The organism is Corynebacterium sp. p3-SID1194, from assembly GCF_025144155.1.
Taxonomy (GTDB): Bacteria; Actinomycetota; Actinomycetes; order Mycobacteriales; family Mycobacteriaceae; genus Corynebacterium.
Map to the genome: position 1 here is coordinate 155959 of NZ_JALXWY010000003.1, position 16934 is coordinate 172892.

Genomic DNA, 16934 nt, shown 5'->3' on the forward strand with positions numbered 1-16934 from the left:
CAATAAGGTATAAGGCATGACTACTCGGCCGGATAAGACTGACACATTGAAAATCGGTGCGCGGAATACCCGCCAGCGTGCCGCAGTGGTCGATATTCTCCAGGACATCGACCGCTTCGCGTCCGCCCAGTCTATTCACCGCGAGCTGACCGACCGCGGTCAAAAGGTCGGCCTGACCACTGTTTACCGCACGCTGCAGACACTCACCGAGGTCGGCGCGGTCGACGCGCTCAATTCTGAGACCGGCGAGACGCTCTACCGGCACTGCCTCACCGACCGGCACCACCACCATTTGGTCTGCACCAATTGCGGCCGCAGCGAGGAGATCGACGGCGGCCCCGTCGAGGAGTGGGCGAAAGAGACCGCCGAGAAATACGGCTTCCAGCTCAGCGGGCACGATGCAGAAGTATTCGGTGTCTGCCAGACGTGCCAGAAGCTCTAGGCTCCCACGAACGCGCCGAATACGACGCCGAGCAGGTACGTCACCAGCGCTGCGCCGAGCCCGATCGCGAGCTGCCTGAACGCCCGCAACGCCGGCTTCTTGCCGGAGAGCAGACCGGTGATGCCGCCAGTGATCAACAGCGCCCCAGAGACCAGAACAAGCGCGATGATCGCACCCAGACGCGGAGATGCTCCGAACAAGAACGGGATGATCGGCACGAAAGCACCCGTGGCGAAGAAGATGAATGACGCGATCGCGGCCGACCATGCGCCGCTGGCATCGGAATCCTCCGGCTCGAGCCCGTCCTCGACGTGGTGGTGCTGGTGTCCGGTCATCATGGACCAGAACACATTCTTCGCCTGAGCGTCGGCTTCCTCCGCACTCATGCCGCGTGCGCGATACACCAAAGCGAGCTCGTTTTGGTTCACATCCAGTTTCGGCAACAGGTCACGGGCTTCGGGGGCGGGCGTCGATGCGTCGAGAAGCTCTGCCTGCGATTTCACCGACACGTATTCGCCCGCCGCCATCGACAGCGCACCGGCAAGCAGTCCGGAAATGCCGGTGAGGAGAATGAAATTCGAGGACACGCCCGAGCCCATCACGCCGAGGACGAGCGCGACGTTGGACACCAGCCCGTCGTTCGCGCCGAACACGGCCGCGCGGAAAGAACCGGAGAGCTTCTCACGGCCCTGCGTGGCTAACGCTCGCACGACCTCCGCGTGCATCGCCTCGTCCGCCGCGATCTCGTCCGGCGCGTCGTCGTCCTCGAGGTACGGCGATCTTTGCTCCGCGGTCTGCATCAACGCCAGCGCGAACACGGGCGAGACAGTCCGCGCCAGAAACGACATGAACCGCGTGTGCAGGTCCGGTTTGATGGGCATGCCCACCTCGGGCCCGAGCTTGTCGCGCCAGTATTTCTCGTGGCGTGATTCGGCATCGGCGATCTCCTCGAGAATCTCCCGCTCGTCGCCCTCGCGCTTCTTCGCCAGCTCACGGTACGTCGCCGCCTCCGCGCGCTCATTGGCCAGATACTGGCGCCATTTGCGGATTTGGCTACGGGTGGGAGCCTCCGTCATTTCTTCACGCCTCCGAAACGACGGTCGCGCTGCGCGTATTCCAGCACTGCATCGTAGAGATCATCCGCGGTGAAATCCGGCCAGAGAATATCGCGGTAGACCATCTCCGCGTACGCCGATTGCCACAGCAGGAAATTCGACGTGCGCTGCTCGCCCGACGGCCGCAGGAACAGGTCGACGTCGGGCATATCGGGACGGTACAAGAATTCGCTTATCGACGCCTCGTTGATCTCCCCCGGCTTCAACTCCCCCTTCTTCACTGCCGTGGCCATTCGCTTCATCGCATCGGCGATCTCTGCCCGGCCGCCATAATTGATGCACATGGCCAGGGTCAGGCCGGTGTTGTTCTTGGTCATCTCTTCGGCTGCTTCGAGCTCGCGGATCACTGAACGCCACAGGCGCGGGCGGCGTCCCGCCCACACAATGCGCACATTCTTCGCGTGCAGCTGGTCGCGTTCCGCCCGCATGATGTCGCGGGAGAACCCCATGAGAAAGCGGACCTCGTCCGCGCTGCGGCGCCAGTTCTCCGTGGAGAAGGTGTAGGCGGACAACCATTCGACGCCGCCGAGCTCGATCGCCGCGTCCACCATGTTCATCAGCACTTTCTCGCCAACTCGGTGGCCTTCGGTGCGCGGCAGGCCGCGCTCTTGCGCCCAGCGGCCGTTACCGTCCATGACGAGCGCGATGTGGCGCGGAATGAATTCGTGGGGGATCTCGGGGATGGTGCTCACCCCGTCTATTATGCCTGCTCCATGATCTTCAACGACGAAACGGCCGATTCCACGTTGAACTGCAGGTGAGCGACAGAGAGCCGGTGCACCTGCGCCGCCGTGGTCTCCGTCAGCTTGTCTTGCGCGGCACCGAAATAGCCTTCCGTGAGCAACCACATGATGTGCAGGGTGTCTTCCTCCACATCGAAAGATCCAGGCGGCCGGCAGTGCACGCACGCTGCCCCGCCCACGGCCGGGTGGAAAGCATGGTGCGGTCCCCTCCTGCCGCATTGCGCGCAGTTGAACAGGCTCAGCCCCCAACCGGAATGCGCAGTCGCACGCAAAATGAACGCGTCGAGCACCAGCGTTGGAAATTGCGTGTCTTGCAGAGCTTTCAATGCAGAACCAACCTCGTCGAACAGGAACTCGTCTGCCTCGTCCGCGTAGCTGAGTTTCTCCGCCGCCTCCATCACGGCGCATGCAGAGGTATACCGGTCGAAGTCGTCGATAATGCCGCTCCCGTAGTACGCCACCGTGTCCGCCTGGGTGATGGTGGCCAGATTCCGCCCCGGATACAGCTGGACGTCGATGTCAACGAAGGGTTGCACGCGTGAGCCGAAGCGGCTCTTTGTCTTCCGCACGCCTTTGGCGACAGCTCTGACGAGACCATGTTCTTTGGTCAGCAGCACCACGACGCGGTCGGCCTCACCGAAGTCGTAAGTGCGCACTACGAAAGCGCGATCGCGGAAGCTGGGTTTAGAAGCCAAGGCGCCCCAAATGCTTCGGGTCGGACTGCCAGTTCTTCAGCACCTTGATGCGCAGATCCAGGTACACATTCTGGCCCACCAGATCCATGATCTGCTTCCTCGAGCGCTGGATGATGCCGCTCAATCTCCGGCCGTCCCTGCCCTCGATGATCGCCTTCTGGCCTGGGCGTTCGAGGTACAACACCGCGTAGATTTTCGTCCTGGTGTTGCCGCGGTCGTCGGTCTCTGGAAGCATTTCATCGATCTGCACCGCCACCGAGTGGGGCAGCTCGTCGCGCAGCCCTCGCAGGGCTTCCTCGCGAATCAGCTCCGCGATGCGGGTCTCGGTGTCCTCGTCCGTGATGTGGTCTTCCGGATAGAACCGCGGTCCTTCCGGGAGGTTCTTCACCAGCACATCCAACAGAACATCCAGCTGCACATTCTCTGTCGCTGAGACGGGCACGACGTCGACATTCTCATTACCGGTCGCTTCGACCAGCATCTCGTGCAAACGGACCAGCTGCTCACCCACCTGGTCTTTCCCAACTCGATCAAGCTTCGTCACGATGCCCACGATCGGTGTGTCCGGCTTGGTCTTCATCACCGCGTCGAGGATCCAGCGGTCGCCGGGGCCGATTTTCTCGTTCGCCGGAATAGTGATCCCGATGACGTCCACGTCCGCGAAGGTGTCCTTGACCACCTCGTTGAGCCGCTCGCCCAAAAGAGTCCGGGGACGGTGCAGCCCAGGGGTGTCCACCACGACGACCTGCGCGTCCTCGCGGTTCACGATGCCGCGGATCGGGTGACGCGTCGTCTCCGGCTGGTCCGCCATGATGGCGATCTTCTCGCCCACCAGCGCATTCGTCAGCGTCGACTTACCGGTATTCGGGCGCCCGACAAAGCTGACGAATCCGGAGCGAAAACCTTCCGGGGTGTCGGTGAACTGGGAAAGGTGGTCCATGCCTGCATATGGTACTGCCACGAAACTGTCTTCCGGCTCCACGATGAGGTCCTGTCGCTCGACTAATGGAAGTCCGGCAAAGCTGTTGTCCAGTCGCGTGGTCTTCTGCGCTGCCACGACCATCCCGTACAAGGAGCTCGCAATGTGCTCGAGGCGGTCCTTCGGGGTCTCGTCGATAAGCGCCGTGTACATCGCTGCCGCGAGGTCGCCCGCACCGACGACATTGCCGCCAATGCGTGGCGTTTCCACGTACCAGGCAAAATCACCATCGATGTCCAGCATCCCAATGGTGTCCGGATCGCCCGTGTCCACGCTGGTGATCAAGGCCCTCCCCTTCAGGGAGCGCGCTGCCTCGATCGTCTGCTCGATCGTGTTCAGCTCATAGCCGGTGAGTAGCGCTAGCTCCCACTGGTTCGGGCAGATCGCGTCGGCGAGCGGAATGATCTCGTCTTTGAAAATGCCCGGAATATCGTCGTCGACAAAAGACCCCACCTTCGCATTACCGATGACCGGGTCGCACACCCACTCCGCATCCGGATTGGCGTGCTTGATCTCTTCTACTGCCTCGACGATGACGGAGGCAAGAGAAGAGGAGCCCAAATACCCCGTCAGCACTACGTCGACATCCGGGTAGGCGAAACTCATCCCGTCGAGAACATCCGCGACGTGCTTCGGCGGGATCTTCGGCCCACGCCACGACGGGTACTCGGTGTGGTTGGAGAAATTGACGGTGTGCACCGGCCAGACCTCGTGGCCGAGCCTCTGCATGGGAAAAACGGCCCCGGAATTGCCCACGTGGCCGAAAGAGACGGACGATTGGATCGAGAGAATATTCACAGCGCTTCGACCTCGAACTGCATCTTCTCGAGGGCAACACTTGCATCCCACGATTCGACATAGTGGCCGACAAACAGCGCGAATGCGTCGTCGCGTTCGTGCTTTAACGGCGCCGACCACTTTTTCTCACCGACCACCGCGATCATCTCGTTCTCGGACATGGCCAGAATCGTCGACGGGCCCAGAGCCGACTCGAGTTCTTCCATGCTCACCGCAGCGACATCCGCCACAGCCGCAAGCTTCGAATCCGTCACCGCGCCACAGCAGTACACCGCATCCGGGTTCAGTTCCTTGACCTGCGCGACCGTGTCCACGACGACGTCGACGAGATCACTACCGATATCCCCGGACAGCACCACGTCGACGTCTTTGAGCGCCCCACGGTCGTTGATGCCGGCGATCACTTCGCGGACGTCCTCCGCCGGAATGATCGGTCCCCTCCACGCGCCATAGCTAGTGGGGTTGGAGAGGTTCGCCGTGTGCACCGGCCACACCTCATGCCCGAGCCGCTGCAGCGGGTAATCACCGACACCGCCGTAGGCAACAGCCGGTCGGATGGAGAGGATGTTCTTCATGCACCTATTGTGCACCGTCACCGAATGTGTCCTTGACGAGGGTCCGCTCGGGAACGTCGATAAGCACGGTGCGCACCTTCACGCGTCCGCGGCGGTCGTGCCCGCCTTCTGCGGTATAGCGTAATCCGTCGACTTCCACATAGGACCCCGGCAGCGGAACGCGCCCCAGCTCGTACGACAGCAAGCCCGCCACCGTCTCGACATTGTCCGTGATCTCCTCGTCGAATTCGAGCTCGTAGTCGATCTCGTCGTCGAGAAAATCAACGAGGTCATCGAGCGGAAGGCGTGCCTGGGCACGATACGTGCGGTCCATGACCAGCTCGATCGGCGCCTCTTCATCCGCGTCGTACTCGTCGGCGATCTCGCCCACGATCTCCTCGAGAATGTCCTCCATGGTCATCAGGCCCGCAATACCGCCGTATTCGTCGACGAGCACCGCGATGTGCGTCTGGTCCCGCTGCATCTCCGCCAGCAGATCGTCCAGCGGCTTCGAGTCCGGCACGAATTTCGGCTCGCGCATCAGATCGGACACGCTCACCCCGCTGCCGCCGTCGGTGCGGTTGTAGGTACGCTCCACGATGTCTTTCAGGTAGATCACGCCCACGATGTCGTCGACGCTCTCCCCGATCACCGGCACGCGCGAATGCCCCGAACGGATCATCAGGTTCGCCGCCTGGCCGGCAGTCTTCTCCGCCTCGATCCACACCATCTCCGGGCGCGGCACCATCACCTGGCGCGCGTGGGTATCGGCCAGATCAAAAATATTCTGGATCATGCGGTGCTCGACGGTTTCCACCACGCCCTGCTCTTGAGCCATATCGACTGCTTCGCGCAGCTCGACATCGGTGGCGTACGGATTCTCCAGCGCCTCCTCACCTGGGGTGACCAGGTTGCCGATCCAGATCAGCAGCTTCGACAACGGCCCCAGCACGACATAGACCACCGTCAGGATCTGCGCTGCCCGCAAAGAGATCGAGTACGGGTTCAGCTTGCCAGCACGCCGCGCGATCACACCGATCACGCCGAAGCGCATGAGCGTGACCGCCACGATCGCCGCCGTGATCGCCCAACCGTGAGATGGAATCGCATCCAAAGCAGCCAGCAGCGCGAACACCGCCGCCAACGTATCCAGCACGGTCTGGATCAGCGCGAGCAGCCCCAAGTGGTTCGGCCGCGCATCGACGACCCGAAGTAACGAGGTAGCGCCCCCGATATCGTCTTTGACCATCGATTCCACACGAGCCCTCGAGATGGGCACCAGCGCGGACTCGAGCATTTTGATCACGCCGGCCCCCAAGAGGGAGACCAGCGAGATCAGCAGGTAGGTCACCCAGAGGTCCACTACTCGCCCCGCTTTTCGACGAGCCCGTCAAGCTCCTCACGGTCCGCCGCCGACGGGAATGCGTGCTTTCCGTCCGGCTTCGGCTGGAATTCAATGCCGCGGGCCGACAGATCGTCATACCAGTCAGCGAGAATCTCATTCTGCAACGCGAACATTTCCCGCTCGTCCGCAGGTGTCGCGTGGTCATAGCCCAACAGATGCAAACACCCATGCACCGTCAGCAGCGCCATCTCGTGGCCGAGCGAATGCCCAGCCGCGTCCGCCTGCTTTCTGTCGTAGGCAGGACACAAGATGATGTCCCCCAGCATGGACGGGCCAACAGGCGTTGCATCCGGTCGGCCGGAACCGGGCGTGAGCTCGTCCATCGGGAAGCTCATCACGTCGGTGGGGCCGGGCAGGTCCATCCAGCGCACGTGCATATCCGCCATCGTGTCGGTGTCCACGCAGGTGATGGTCACCTCGGTGTCTGGGTGGACATCCATGGCGGTCAGGGCGAACGAGGCGACGTCGACAAGCATCTCCTCGTTGACGTCGGCCTCCCCGGACTCGTTGAGGACCTCGATGCTCATTGCTCATCTCCCTTATTTTGTGCGTCATACCGGTCGTAGGCGGCGACGATGCGGCTGACCAGCCTGTGCCTCACAACGTCCTTCGCGCTGAATTCCTGGAAGTGAATGTCTTCGACATCCCGCAAAATTCTCCGTGCCAACCGCAAACCGGATACGACTCCGCGCGGCAGGTCCACCTGCGAGATATCGCCCGTGACCACCATCTTGGAGCCAAAGCCCAAACGCGTCAGGAACATCTTCATCTGCGCCGGCGTCGTATTCTGCGCCTCGTCCAAAATCACGAAAGCATCGTTCAGCGTGCGCCCGCGCATGTACGCCAGCGGCGCGACCTCGATAATGCCGGCCTCCATCAGCTTCGGGATCATCTCTGGGTCGAGCATGTCCCGCAGCGCGTCGTAGAGCGGGCGAAGATACGGATCGATCTTGTCGTTCAGCGTGCCCGGCAAGAACCCGAGCTTTTCGCCTGCCTCCACCGCCGGGCGTGTGAGAATGATGCGCTTGACCTCTTTGGCCTGCAAAGCCTGAACTGCCTTCGCGACCGCCAAATACGTCTTACCCGAGCCCGCCGGGCCGATTCCAAACACAATCGTGTTCTCATCGATCGCGTCGACGTACTCTCGCTGCCCAGCCGTCTTCGGACGAATGATCTTCCCGCGGCGCGCGACGATCTCCTGCCCGAGAATCTCCGCCACGGATTCCGGCATGTCCGTGGCCATGATGTCCACTGCGTGCGTCACGGCATCAGACGTGATCACGATGCCCCTCCGCGCCATCGCCTCCAGCTCGGAGAGCACGCGGGAGGCATGCGCCACCTTGTCCACCGGGCCGCGCAGCATCACTGAACCGCCGCGCGCGAAGAGATCCACGCCCAGAAGATCGTTCAGGGTGCGCAGATTCCCGTCCGTGACGCCCAAAACAGACTGCGCCAATTCGGGGTCGAGCTCATAGGAGCTTGAGACCAGTTCTGCCATGCGGTTCACCCTACCAGCGGGAAAGTGCCCCAATGGCACTCAATCCAGCGAATGCCGCCGACGCCGTACGCAGCACTTCCGGCCCCAGCTTCACTTTCACAGCATTCAGCAGCTCCAGCTCGTCCTCGCCGATTCCGCCCTCAGGACCAACAATGAGGAACAGCTTATCGACGTCAAAATCCACCTCACCGATCCCCTTTGTCGCATCCTGATGGAGAACGAGCGCCGTTTCTCCCTGAATCAGCTCCGCCAGCTGGTTCGTCGTCACCGGCTCATGCACCTTAGGGATCCATGCCCTCCTCGACTGCTTCGCCGCTTCCCGCGCAGTCGACTGCCACTTCTCCATATTCTTGGCCACCTTCGCGCCCTGCCACCGCGCGATCGTCCGGTGCGAGATCCACGGAAAAATCACGTCCACCCCGCCCTGCGTGGCCAAATCGACGGCGAGCTCCGCCCGCTCCGATTTCGGGATGGCTTGGACGACGATCACTTCCGGCCTCGGCCGCGGGACTTTTTTCAGCTCCACGACGTCGCCAGAAAGCTTGTCCTTTCCAGAAGTATTCGTCACTTCGACTTCAGCCACAGTCCCGCGGCCGTCGATAAGCGCAATGCTCTCGCCGACCGTGATGCGTTTGACCGTGACGGCGTGCCTGCCTTCCGGCCCATCGAGGACTCCTGACGCCGGGTCGTCGGCGATGAAATACGGCAGGCTCATTAGAAGCGGAACCGGTCTCGCAGGCGGGAGAAGAAGCCTTCGTCCTGGCCTGCTTCTTCCTCGACGAATGCTGACCCATCGTGCGCGTCGCGCAGCTCCTCGAGGCGGTGGCGCTGATCCTTGCTCAAATCAGTCGGAATGACCACCTGGACGTGCGCGATCATGTCGCCCGCGCCCTCCCGGCGCAGCCGCGGCATGCCCTCGCCACGAAGAACGATCTCCTCCTCCGGCTGCGTGCCCGCCGGAATATCGATCGTCGTGGTCTCACCAGAGAGATCCTCGACCTCCACCGACGTTCCCAGCGCCGCGTCGAACATCGGGACATTCACCTTGAGGTGCAAATTATCGCCCTCGCGGACGAAGACCGGGTGCGTTTCCGTGTCCACCTCGACGTACAGGTCGCCCGCCGGGCCGCCGCCGTGCCCGACCTCGCCCTGGCCTGCCATGCGGATGCGCATGCCACCGACGATGCCTGCCGGAATCTTCACCGAAATATCCCGGCGCGAACGCACGCGCCCCTGGCCACCGCACTTCTGGCACGGATCCGTGATGATCTCGCCGAAACCAGAGCACTTCGGACACGACGTCGTCGTCATGATGTTGCCGAGGAAAGACTGCTGGACCTGCTGCACCTGGCCCTGGCCACCGCACTCGTCACAGGTGACCGGCTTCGACTCCGATTCAGAACCCGTTCCGTGGCAGTGCTCGCACAGGATCGCCGTATCCACCGTCACGTCCTTGCGAGTCCCTGAATAGGCTTCCGCCAGCGAAATGGTCGTCCGTAGCAACGCATCGTTGCCCGGCTGCACGCGAGACTTGGGGCCGCGTCCAGCACCGCCGCCAGTGTCTCCGAAGAACGCCTCGAAGATATCCCCGAAGCCAAACCCACCCTGCGGACCAGCTGCACGTCCCTGCTCCATCGGGTCTCCACCGCGGTCGACGATGCTACGCTTTTGCGGGTCCAGCAGCACCTCCTGGGCCACGGAAATCTCACGGAATTTCTCCGCGGCTTCTTCCGTGTCGTTCACATCGGGGTGGTACTTGCGCGCGAGACGTCGATAAGCCTTCTTGATCTCCGCGTCCGTTGCACCCTGGTCCACTCCGAGAATGCCGTAATAATCGCGAGCCATCTAAAATCCTTTGTTGCTAAATCTGTTTTCGTCTACATGTCCGGTAATGGTCAGCCGCCCTCTTCACCGAGGATGTTGCTGATGTAGTGCGCCACGGCAGCGACTTTACGCATGGTACCGGGGTAGTCCATATACGTCGGCCCAAGAACACCGAGCCCGCCTAGCGTCTCACCCGAGGCACCGTACCCAGAAGTCACGATGCTCGCCTTCGACAGCTCCTCGTCCTCATTCTCCTGGCCGATCACCACCGAGACATTGCCTAGCTCTGGCAGGTTGGTCAAAAGCTTCAGCACGACCACCTGCTCCTCGAGCGCCTCCACGACGCTAAGGAGGTCCGTAGTTTTCGGCACCAGGTTCGCAGCTCCTGCAATGAGCACTCGGTCGCTCGGGTTTTCCACCAGCGTGTCGATGAGCACCGAAATCGCCCTGTTCAGCGGGTCTGCAATATCGTTCGGTGCCTCCTCCGCGAGGATCACCAGCGAGGTCGACGCATCCGCCATCGTCTTGCCTGTCAGAGCTTTATTCAGCAGGTCCCGCAACTGCGTGAGAACATCGTCGCCGATGGGAGATGCCAATTCGACATTCCTCTGGTCTACCCGTCCGTTATCCGTGATGAGCACCAGAAGGAGCCTTGTGGGGGTCAGAGCCACCACTTCGCAGTGCTTCACCCGCGAGACCGCCAGGGTCGGCAGTTGCACCACCGCCGCCTGGTGGGTGAGCTGCGCCAAAAGATACGCCGACCTGCGCATCACGTCTTCCAAGTCGACGCTCGATTCCAAGAACTCCGAGATCGCCCGTCGCTCAGGCAAAGAAAGCGGCTTCACGTCGTTGATCGCGTCGACAAAAGCCCTGTAGCCCTTCTCCGTCGGGACGCGTCCAGAGCTCGCGTGCGGCTGCGCGATGAAGCCTTCGGCCTCCAGCACCGCCATGTCGTTGCGGATCGTCGCCGACGACACATTGAGTTTGTGCCGCTCCACCAGCCGCTTCGAACCGACCGGCTCCTGGGAGGAGATATAGTCCGCAACGATCGCGCGCAGCACTGCCTGCCTGCGCTCGCGTGCGACACCCGCCATACTTGGCACTCTCCTTCCTCGACTGCTAAGTCACGAGTGTAGCGCCCTCGCTACTCCGCGGCCAAGATGTCCGTGATCACCCCGTCGATCAGCAGTCTGCCCGCATCAGTCGCGAAAATCCGTCCCGCCTCTTCCGCGAGCACACCACCGCGCACATGCTTATCGACGACCCCTTGAGCTCCCCCGCCAATCCATTCCCTTGGAATCCCTTCCTTCAGACGCAGACCCAGCATGATCTTCTCGAAGTGCTCTTCTTCGTCCGAAATCGTCTCCGAGCCGTCGATCGGAAAAGCATTCTCGGCGAGCATCTGCTCGTATTTCTCCGGCCGCTTCACATTGAAATACCGGAACCGATCGACATATCCGTGCGCTCCAGGACCTGCACCCCACCAGTTTCCTCCCTGCCAATACAGCAGGTTATGCCGGCACTCCCCGCCCGGCTTCGCCCAATTCGACACCTCGTACCAGTTGAATCCAGAAGATTCCAGGCGCTCCGCGATGATCTCGTACCGGTCGGCATACACATCTTCTTCCGGCGCCGGAAGTTGACCTTTCCTGATCTTCCGCGCCATCGCGGTGCCGTCCTCCACGATGAGGGAATAGGCAGACACATGATCTACCTCCGCGCTGAGCACAGCATCCAGAGATTTTTTCACATCATCGTCCGTCTCCGTCGGCGTGCCGTAGATCAGGTCCAAATTGACATGCTCGAAACCGGCCCTTTTGGCCTCTTTCGCCGCCTCCACCGCACGCCCCGGCGTGTGCTGGCGGTCAAGCACCTTCAACACCGGTGTCGACGCCGACTGCATTCCCAAGGACACCCGGTTAAACCCCGCTTCCTTGAGTCCCTCGAAATAGGCCGGGCTCGTCGATTCCGGGTTCGATTCCGTGGTCACCTCTGCGTCTGTGGCCAACCCGAAGGTGTTTCTGATCCGTGTCAGGATCCGTCCCAAGCCATCTGCCCCCAACAGAGACGGAGTGCCGCCGCCGACAAAGACCGTTTCCGCCGTCCGGCCCACTTTTTCTGCCGCCAGCTCCAGTTCTTTTTCCAATGCGACGAGATATGCCTCGTAGGAGCTTTCCGTCTCACTCGGCGTGTACGTATTGAAATCGCAGTAGCCACACCGGGTCGCACAGAACGGAACGTGGACGTAGACGCCGAAACCTTTGGTCATAGAGGTCACTTTAAAATCCCGATGGATTTCGATCACATTCTTGCCACCTCAAGCACAGAAACCCCAGCTCAGATTTGGTTGAGCCGGCAAGCACTCGGTCTATATCCACCCGCTAGGCCCCGCGCCGCGACCGCTTCGCCGCCACCTTCGCCACGATGGCGTCCACGCGGGCACGCTCCTCCAAGAACTTCGGCGGGTTCGACCCGCGCATCGCCCGGGTGAACCCGGGGTGCTCAGCTGCCACCGCATCGAGCCAGCCATCCACGGCCGACTCCACCAGCTCACCCACCCGCGCATACAGGTGCGGCAACGAAACCGCGGCGAGGTTCTGCGCCACCATGTCGGTCTGTTCGAGGGTGTAATCGACCACTTCCTCGAGGTGCTGCACGATCAGGTCAGTCCTTTGGGTGCACACCTCCGTCATCGCCTTCACCGGGGAAGGCGAGCTTAACGGAAACAGCTCGAACAGCCCGACCGCGTCGAGCGGCTCCGGCTCCGGCAGCCGCTCATTAGCGGGCAGCGCAGCAGAGATGGACCCTGCTTTCACTCCCGAGACGAGCGCCTGGCGCAGACCGATCAGCTCGCCGACCACGCGGCGAGCATCAGTGCGGGCATCGTCAACGATCTCGGAGAACTCAGCCAGACAGTCGTCGGTAAGCTCCCCGTCGTAATCCGCGATGGCCTCAGCAATGTGCTCGATGTACTCCGCGACCTCGTCGCCGATGTTGTAGACCTCTTGGGTCAATTCGCGGTGGCGCAGCGTCGCGGCAGTCCGGTGCACACTGGCCCCCTTCAATTCGAGTCACATTATGGCGTTCGAGCGTTGACTCTAGGCCACAGCTTCACAGCGTTTTGTACGGCGCGCCGAGACCTACCCGTAAAGCTTCCGCATCTGGTGCGCGAAATGGTCCATCACCACTGGACGCTTCACTTTCAGCGTGGCCGTGAGCTCGCCGTCTTCTTCGGTGAGGTCGCGGGGAAGAATCCGAAATTTCTTGATCTGTTCCGCCCGACTGACCGAAGCATTCACTCGATTCACCGCATCCTGCACCTCGCCGCGCAGCTCAGGCAGCTTGGCCAATTTGTATGTCGGCATATCCAGCCCGAGCTGCTCTTTCCAGCGCACCAACGCGTCTTCATCGAGCGCGATCAGCACACCGATGAACGGCTTTCCGTCGCCCACCACGACCGCCTGGGAAATCAGCGGATCCTGTCGGAGCATTTCCTCGAGCGGCTGCGGTGCGACATTCTTTCCGCCCGAGGTCACCAGAATGTCTTTCTTGCGGCCGGTGATGGTGATGAAGCCATTCTCATCGATTTCACCGAGATCGCCGGTGTGGAACCAGCCGTCGATAAGCGCTTCTTTTGTTGCTTTCTCGTTCTGCCAATACCCGACGAAAATCCCGTCGCCCGAAAAACAGATCTCCCCGTCCTCGGTCGTCTTAGCGGAATAACCGAACATCGGCTTGCCCACGGACCCGATCTTCGCGTCTTTCCCGAAATTCACGGCGGCCGCCGATGCCGTCTCCGTGAGCCCATACCCTTCGTAGACCGGCAGCCCGGCCCCGCGGAAGAAATGCCCGAGCGGAACGCCCAACGCGGACCCGCCCGAAATTCCGTACTGCACATTGCCGCCTAGACCTGCGCGGATTTTCGAGTACACGAGCTTGTCAAAGAGCTTTTGCTTGAGCTTCAAGCTTATCGACGGCCCCTGTTTTTCCATCGCCTTCGAGAATTCAATGGCAGTCTTCTCGGCCTCTTTGAAGATCCGCGCGCCGATCGCTGAGCCGTCCGACGCCTTCACGTAGGCGGCATTGCGTGCCTTCTCGTACACGCGTGGAACTCCCAACACCACGTCCGGCTGCGCGCGCTGGAATTCCGCCGCGATCGTCTTCACATCCGACCAGTGAGTCTGCAACGTGCCCGAAATCGTCGCGAGCAGGTGCACCGACCGCGCCATCACGTGCGCGAGCGGCAAATACGTGACCATCTTCGTCCCCGGTCCTGCGATCTTTCCGATCGGGTGCTGCTGCAGGCCGCGAACCTGGAAGATCCAATTCAGGTGGGTAATGATGCAGCCTTTGGACCTGCCCGTCGTCCCGGATGTGTACACCAGCGACGCGATATCGTCATGAGAAATACTCTTGATTCTCTCGTCCAGATCCTCATCGCCGACCACTTCCCCGGCGCGTTCCAAATACCCAATCGCGTCCTCGTTGAACAGGAGAATCTGTTGCAAGTCCGTCTCGGTGAGGTGCTCGAATTTCACGCCGTGCTCGTGCGTTTCCCCGATCGCGAGCATCGCGCCGGAATCCTCCACGATCCACTGCACCTGGTCGAGAGAACTGGTCGGGTAGATCGCCACCGTTGTGGCACCGGCCGCCATGATGGCGAAATCAATGACCGCCCATTCGTAGCGCGCCCCTGACAGCAGCGCGATTCGATCGCCTTTCTCAACCCCGATGCCGATGAGTCCTTTGGCGACTTTCCGCACATGCGCGACGAATTCCGCCGCCGTCACATCGACCCAGTCAAACGCCCCGGGCCGGGAGAAAAGCACGATATCCGGACTCTTCTCCGCAGTGGCCACCAGTGCCGAGTAGCAATTCTCGTCGGGAGCAACCTCGAAGCCAGCAGGAACAGTGAATGTGGTCACGAAAAGCCTCCTTTGCGGCAAATACTTTCTGACTACAAAGTACTTGCCACAAAGGAGGCTCGCGGGCGTTTTAGCGGTACATGCGCTCGATCTGCTTCTCGAAGTTCTCCATGACCACCTTGCGCTTCACCTTGAGCGTCGGAGTGATCTCGCCTTCTTCCTCGCTCAGGTCGCGGGTGAGAATGCGGAATTTCTTGATCTGCTCGGCATGGCTGACGGTCTTATTCGCCTCGTTGACCACGTTCTGGACGGCTGCGCGCAGCTCGGTCGTCTTCACCAGTTCCTTCAGCGGACGGTCGCCCAGGCCGTTATCCGCCTGCCAACGACGCAGCTCGTCTTCGTCGACGGTCACCAAGAGACTGACAAACGGCCTGCCGTCGCCCACCACGACCGCCTGGGAGATCAACGGGTCGGAACGCATGATGTCTTCCAGCGGCCCAGGCGAGACATTCTTGCCGCCGGCGGTGACGATCAGGTCCTTCTTGCGGCCCGTGATCTTCACATAACCCTCGTCGTCGATCTCGCCGAGGTCGCCGGTCACAAACCAGCCGTCGACAAGCGCTTCGTTCGTGGCTTCCTCGTTGTTCCAGTAGCCCTTGAACACGCCGTCGCCCTTGAAGCAGATTTCCCCGTCCTCGTTGATCTTGACGGAGTAGCCGTTATTCGGCTTGCCGACGGTGCCGATCTTCGTACCGCCCGGGTAGTTCACGCAGGCAGCCGCCGCCGTCTCGGTCAGGCCATATCCCTCATAGATCGGGATGCCCATGCCGCGGAAGAAGTGGAGCAAATCAGTCGAAATCGCGGATCCACCCGAGATAGCGAGCTGCGCCTTGCCGCCAACAGCATCACGCAACTGCTTGTACACCAGGCGGTCGAAGATCTTGTGGCGCACCCGCGAACGCAGCGAAAGACGCTCCCCCGAATCCATCGCTTTCGAGTGCTCGATGGCGACCTTTTCCGCCTCGAGGAAGGTCTTCGCCTTGAATGCGGAACCTTCCGCGGCCTTGTTGTACGCACCGTCGCGCACCTTCTCGAACACGCGCGGAACGCCGAGCAGCATCTCCGGCTCGAAACGCTGCAGCGCCAGAGTCAAAGTGCGCATATCCGACCAGTGCGCCTGGTGCGCACCGCCGATAGCACTCGCAAGCGCCACCGAACGCGCCAAAACATGCGCCAGCGGAAGAATCGTCATGTAGTGCGTCGCGTCTTTGTCGTTGATCAGATGGCCGATCTTGTTGGTCAGCAGAGCCTTTGTCTGCGACGCCCACACCAGGTGGGTGAGGATGCAGCCCTTCGGGCGGCCAGTGGTGCCCGAGGTGTACACAAGCGACGCCAAATCATCATGCTTGATATTGGCGATGCGCTCGTCGATCACGGAGTCCTCGATCTCACGGCCGTCCGTGGTCAAAGCGCCTACAGCACCCGTCGCGAAAGACAGCGAACGCTTCACCTGCGACGGAGACCCTTCGAGGCGCGGAGTGCCGTCCTCGCGCAGAATCAGGTGGTCGTACAGGTGACGGTTCCGCTCACTGTCGGTGATCACGAGCTTCGCGCCGGAATCCTCCGCAATCCACTGCACCTGGTGCTCGGACGACGACGGGTACACCGGCACGCTCGCCGCGCCCGCCGCCCAGATTGCATAGTCCAGCAGCGCCCACTCGTAGCTGGAGTCCGCCATCAGAATGACGCGATCGCCCTGCTCCACCCCATTGGCGACAATGCCTTTGGCGACAGCGCGGACTTGCTTGGCAAATTCCTCGCCCGTCACCTGCACCCAGTCGCGCCCCTCCGGGCGGGAGAAGAAGGTCTGATCAGGATGCTTCTCACATTGGGCGAGCATCATGGTCAGACAGTTGTCTCCCGGCGCCAGCGTGAATTCAGCAGGCTTAGTGAAGACTTTGGATTCTTGTGCAGTCACGGTGAAACCTCCCTCGGTGTGGGCTATCTAACACTGAC

16 protein-coding genes and 1 pseudogene are annotated in these 16934 nt (G+C 61.5%); 1 reads left to right on the forward strand and 16 read right to left on the reverse strand.

Going from position 1 to position 16934, the window contains the following annotated elements:
* Window positions 1-16 precede the first annotated feature (16 nt).
* Window positions 17-442, forward strand: coding sequence for a Fur family transcriptional regulator (locus M3G19_RS04025; protein ID WP_259900652.1), 426 nt, complete (start codon window positions 17-19; stop codon window positions 440-442).
* Here M3G19_RS04025 and M3G19_RS04030 read toward each other — a convergent pair.
* From M3G19_RS04030 to M3G19_RS04105, 16 genes and pseudogenes are all read right to left on the reverse strand, one after another.
* Entirely contained in the window at window positions 439-1518 is a 1080-nt protein-coding gene (locus M3G19_RS04030) for a VIT1/CCC1 transporter family protein (RefSeq protein ID WP_259900653.1), read from the reverse strand. The two genes, M3G19_RS04025 and M3G19_RS04030, sit on opposite strands and share 4 nt — an antisense overlap.
* Window positions 1515-2192 (reverse strand): isoprenyl transferase, encoded by a 678-nt coding sequence (locus M3G19_RS04035; RefSeq protein ID WP_396121742.1) that lies wholly within the window; start codon window positions 2190-2192, stop codon window positions 1515-1517. Before M3G19_RS04035 ends, M3G19_RS04030 begins: the two co-directional genes overlap by 4 nt.
* A gap of 65 nt (window positions 2193-2257) precedes the next feature.
* Window positions 2258-2995, reverse strand: coding sequence for a DNA repair protein RecO (gene recO / locus M3G19_RS04040; protein WP_259900657.1), 738 nt, complete (start codon window positions 2993-2995; stop codon window positions 2258-2260).
* Window positions 2985-3935 (reverse strand): GTPase Era, encoded by a 951-nt coding sequence (era, locus tag M3G19_RS04045; protein ID WP_259900859.1) that lies wholly within the window; start codon window positions 3933-3935, stop codon window positions 2985-2987. The genes recO and era overlap by 11 nt, the downstream gene beginning before the upstream one ends.
* Window positions 3936-4016: 81 nt before the next feature.
* Window positions 4017-4823, reverse strand: a pseudogene (pdxY, locus tag M3G19_RS04050) (pyridoxal kinase); the annotation flags it as partial.
* Complete coding sequence (locus M3G19_RS11930; RefSeq protein ID WP_396121738.1) at window positions 4769-5347, reverse strand: hypothetical protein; 579 nt, start codon at window positions 5345-5347, stop codon at window positions 4769-4771. The pseudogene pdxY and the gene M3G19_RS11930, both read right to left, overlap by 55 nt.
* A 4-nt stretch (window positions 5348-5351) precedes the next feature.
* Window positions 5352-6689, reverse strand: coding sequence for a hemolysin family protein (locus tag M3G19_RS04060; RefSeq protein WP_259900658.1), 1338 nt, complete (start codon window positions 6687-6689; stop codon window positions 5352-5354).
* Window positions 6689-7258, reverse strand: a complete 570-nt coding sequence (gene ybeY / locus M3G19_RS04065) for an rRNA maturation RNase YbeY (RefSeq protein WP_210572587.1) — start codon at window positions 7256-7258, stop codon at window positions 6689-6691. Before ybeY ends, M3G19_RS04060 begins: the two co-directional genes overlap by 1 nt.
* Window positions 7255-8229 (reverse strand): PhoH family protein, encoded by a 975-nt coding sequence (locus M3G19_RS04070; RefSeq protein ID WP_259900665.1) that lies wholly within the window; start codon window positions 8227-8229, stop codon window positions 7255-7257. The genes ybeY and M3G19_RS04070 overlap by 4 nt, the downstream gene beginning before the upstream one ends.
* Window positions 8230-8239: 10 nt before the next feature.
* Window positions 8240-8944, reverse strand: coding sequence for a 16S rRNA (uracil(1498)-N(3))-methyltransferase (locus tag M3G19_RS04075; RefSeq protein WP_259900674.1), 705 nt, complete (start codon window positions 8942-8944; stop codon window positions 8240-8242).
* Window positions 8944-10074, reverse strand: a complete 1131-nt coding sequence (gene dnaJ / locus M3G19_RS04080; RefSeq protein WP_259900676.1) for a molecular chaperone DnaJ — start codon at window positions 10072-10074, stop codon at window positions 8944-8946. Before dnaJ ends, M3G19_RS04075 begins: the two co-directional genes overlap by 1 nt.
* A gap of 50 nt (window positions 10075-10124) precedes the next feature.
* On the reverse strand, window positions 10125-11147 hold the full coding sequence (gene hrcA, locus M3G19_RS04085; protein WP_259900680.1) for a heat-inducible transcriptional repressor HrcA: 1023 nt from the start codon (window positions 11145-11147) through the stop codon (window positions 10125-10127).
* 50 nt (window positions 11148-11197) lie between these two features.
* Window positions 11198-12322, reverse strand: a complete 1125-nt coding sequence (hemW, locus tag M3G19_RS04090) for a radical SAM family heme chaperone HemW (RefSeq protein WP_259900686.1) — start codon at window positions 12320-12322, stop codon at window positions 11198-11200.
* A 112-nt stretch (window positions 12323-12434) separates the two neighbouring features.
* Entirely contained in the window at window positions 12435-13103 is a 669-nt protein-coding gene (locus tag M3G19_RS04095) for a hypothetical protein (RefSeq protein WP_076599563.1), read from the reverse strand.
* 90 nt (window positions 13104-13193) lie between these two features.
* Window positions 13194-14978 (reverse strand): long-chain fatty acid--CoA ligase, encoded by a 1785-nt coding sequence (locus M3G19_RS04100; RefSeq protein WP_259900689.1) that lies wholly within the window; start codon window positions 14976-14978, stop codon window positions 13194-13196.
* Window positions 14979-15048: 70 nt separating this feature from the next.
* Window positions 15049-16896: a long-chain fatty acid--CoA ligase gene (locus tag M3G19_RS04105; RefSeq protein ID WP_311198334.1), complete on the reverse strand. Its 1848-nt coding sequence runs from the start codon at window positions 16894-16896 to the stop codon at window positions 15049-15051.
* Window positions 16897-16934 lie beyond the last annotated feature (38 nt).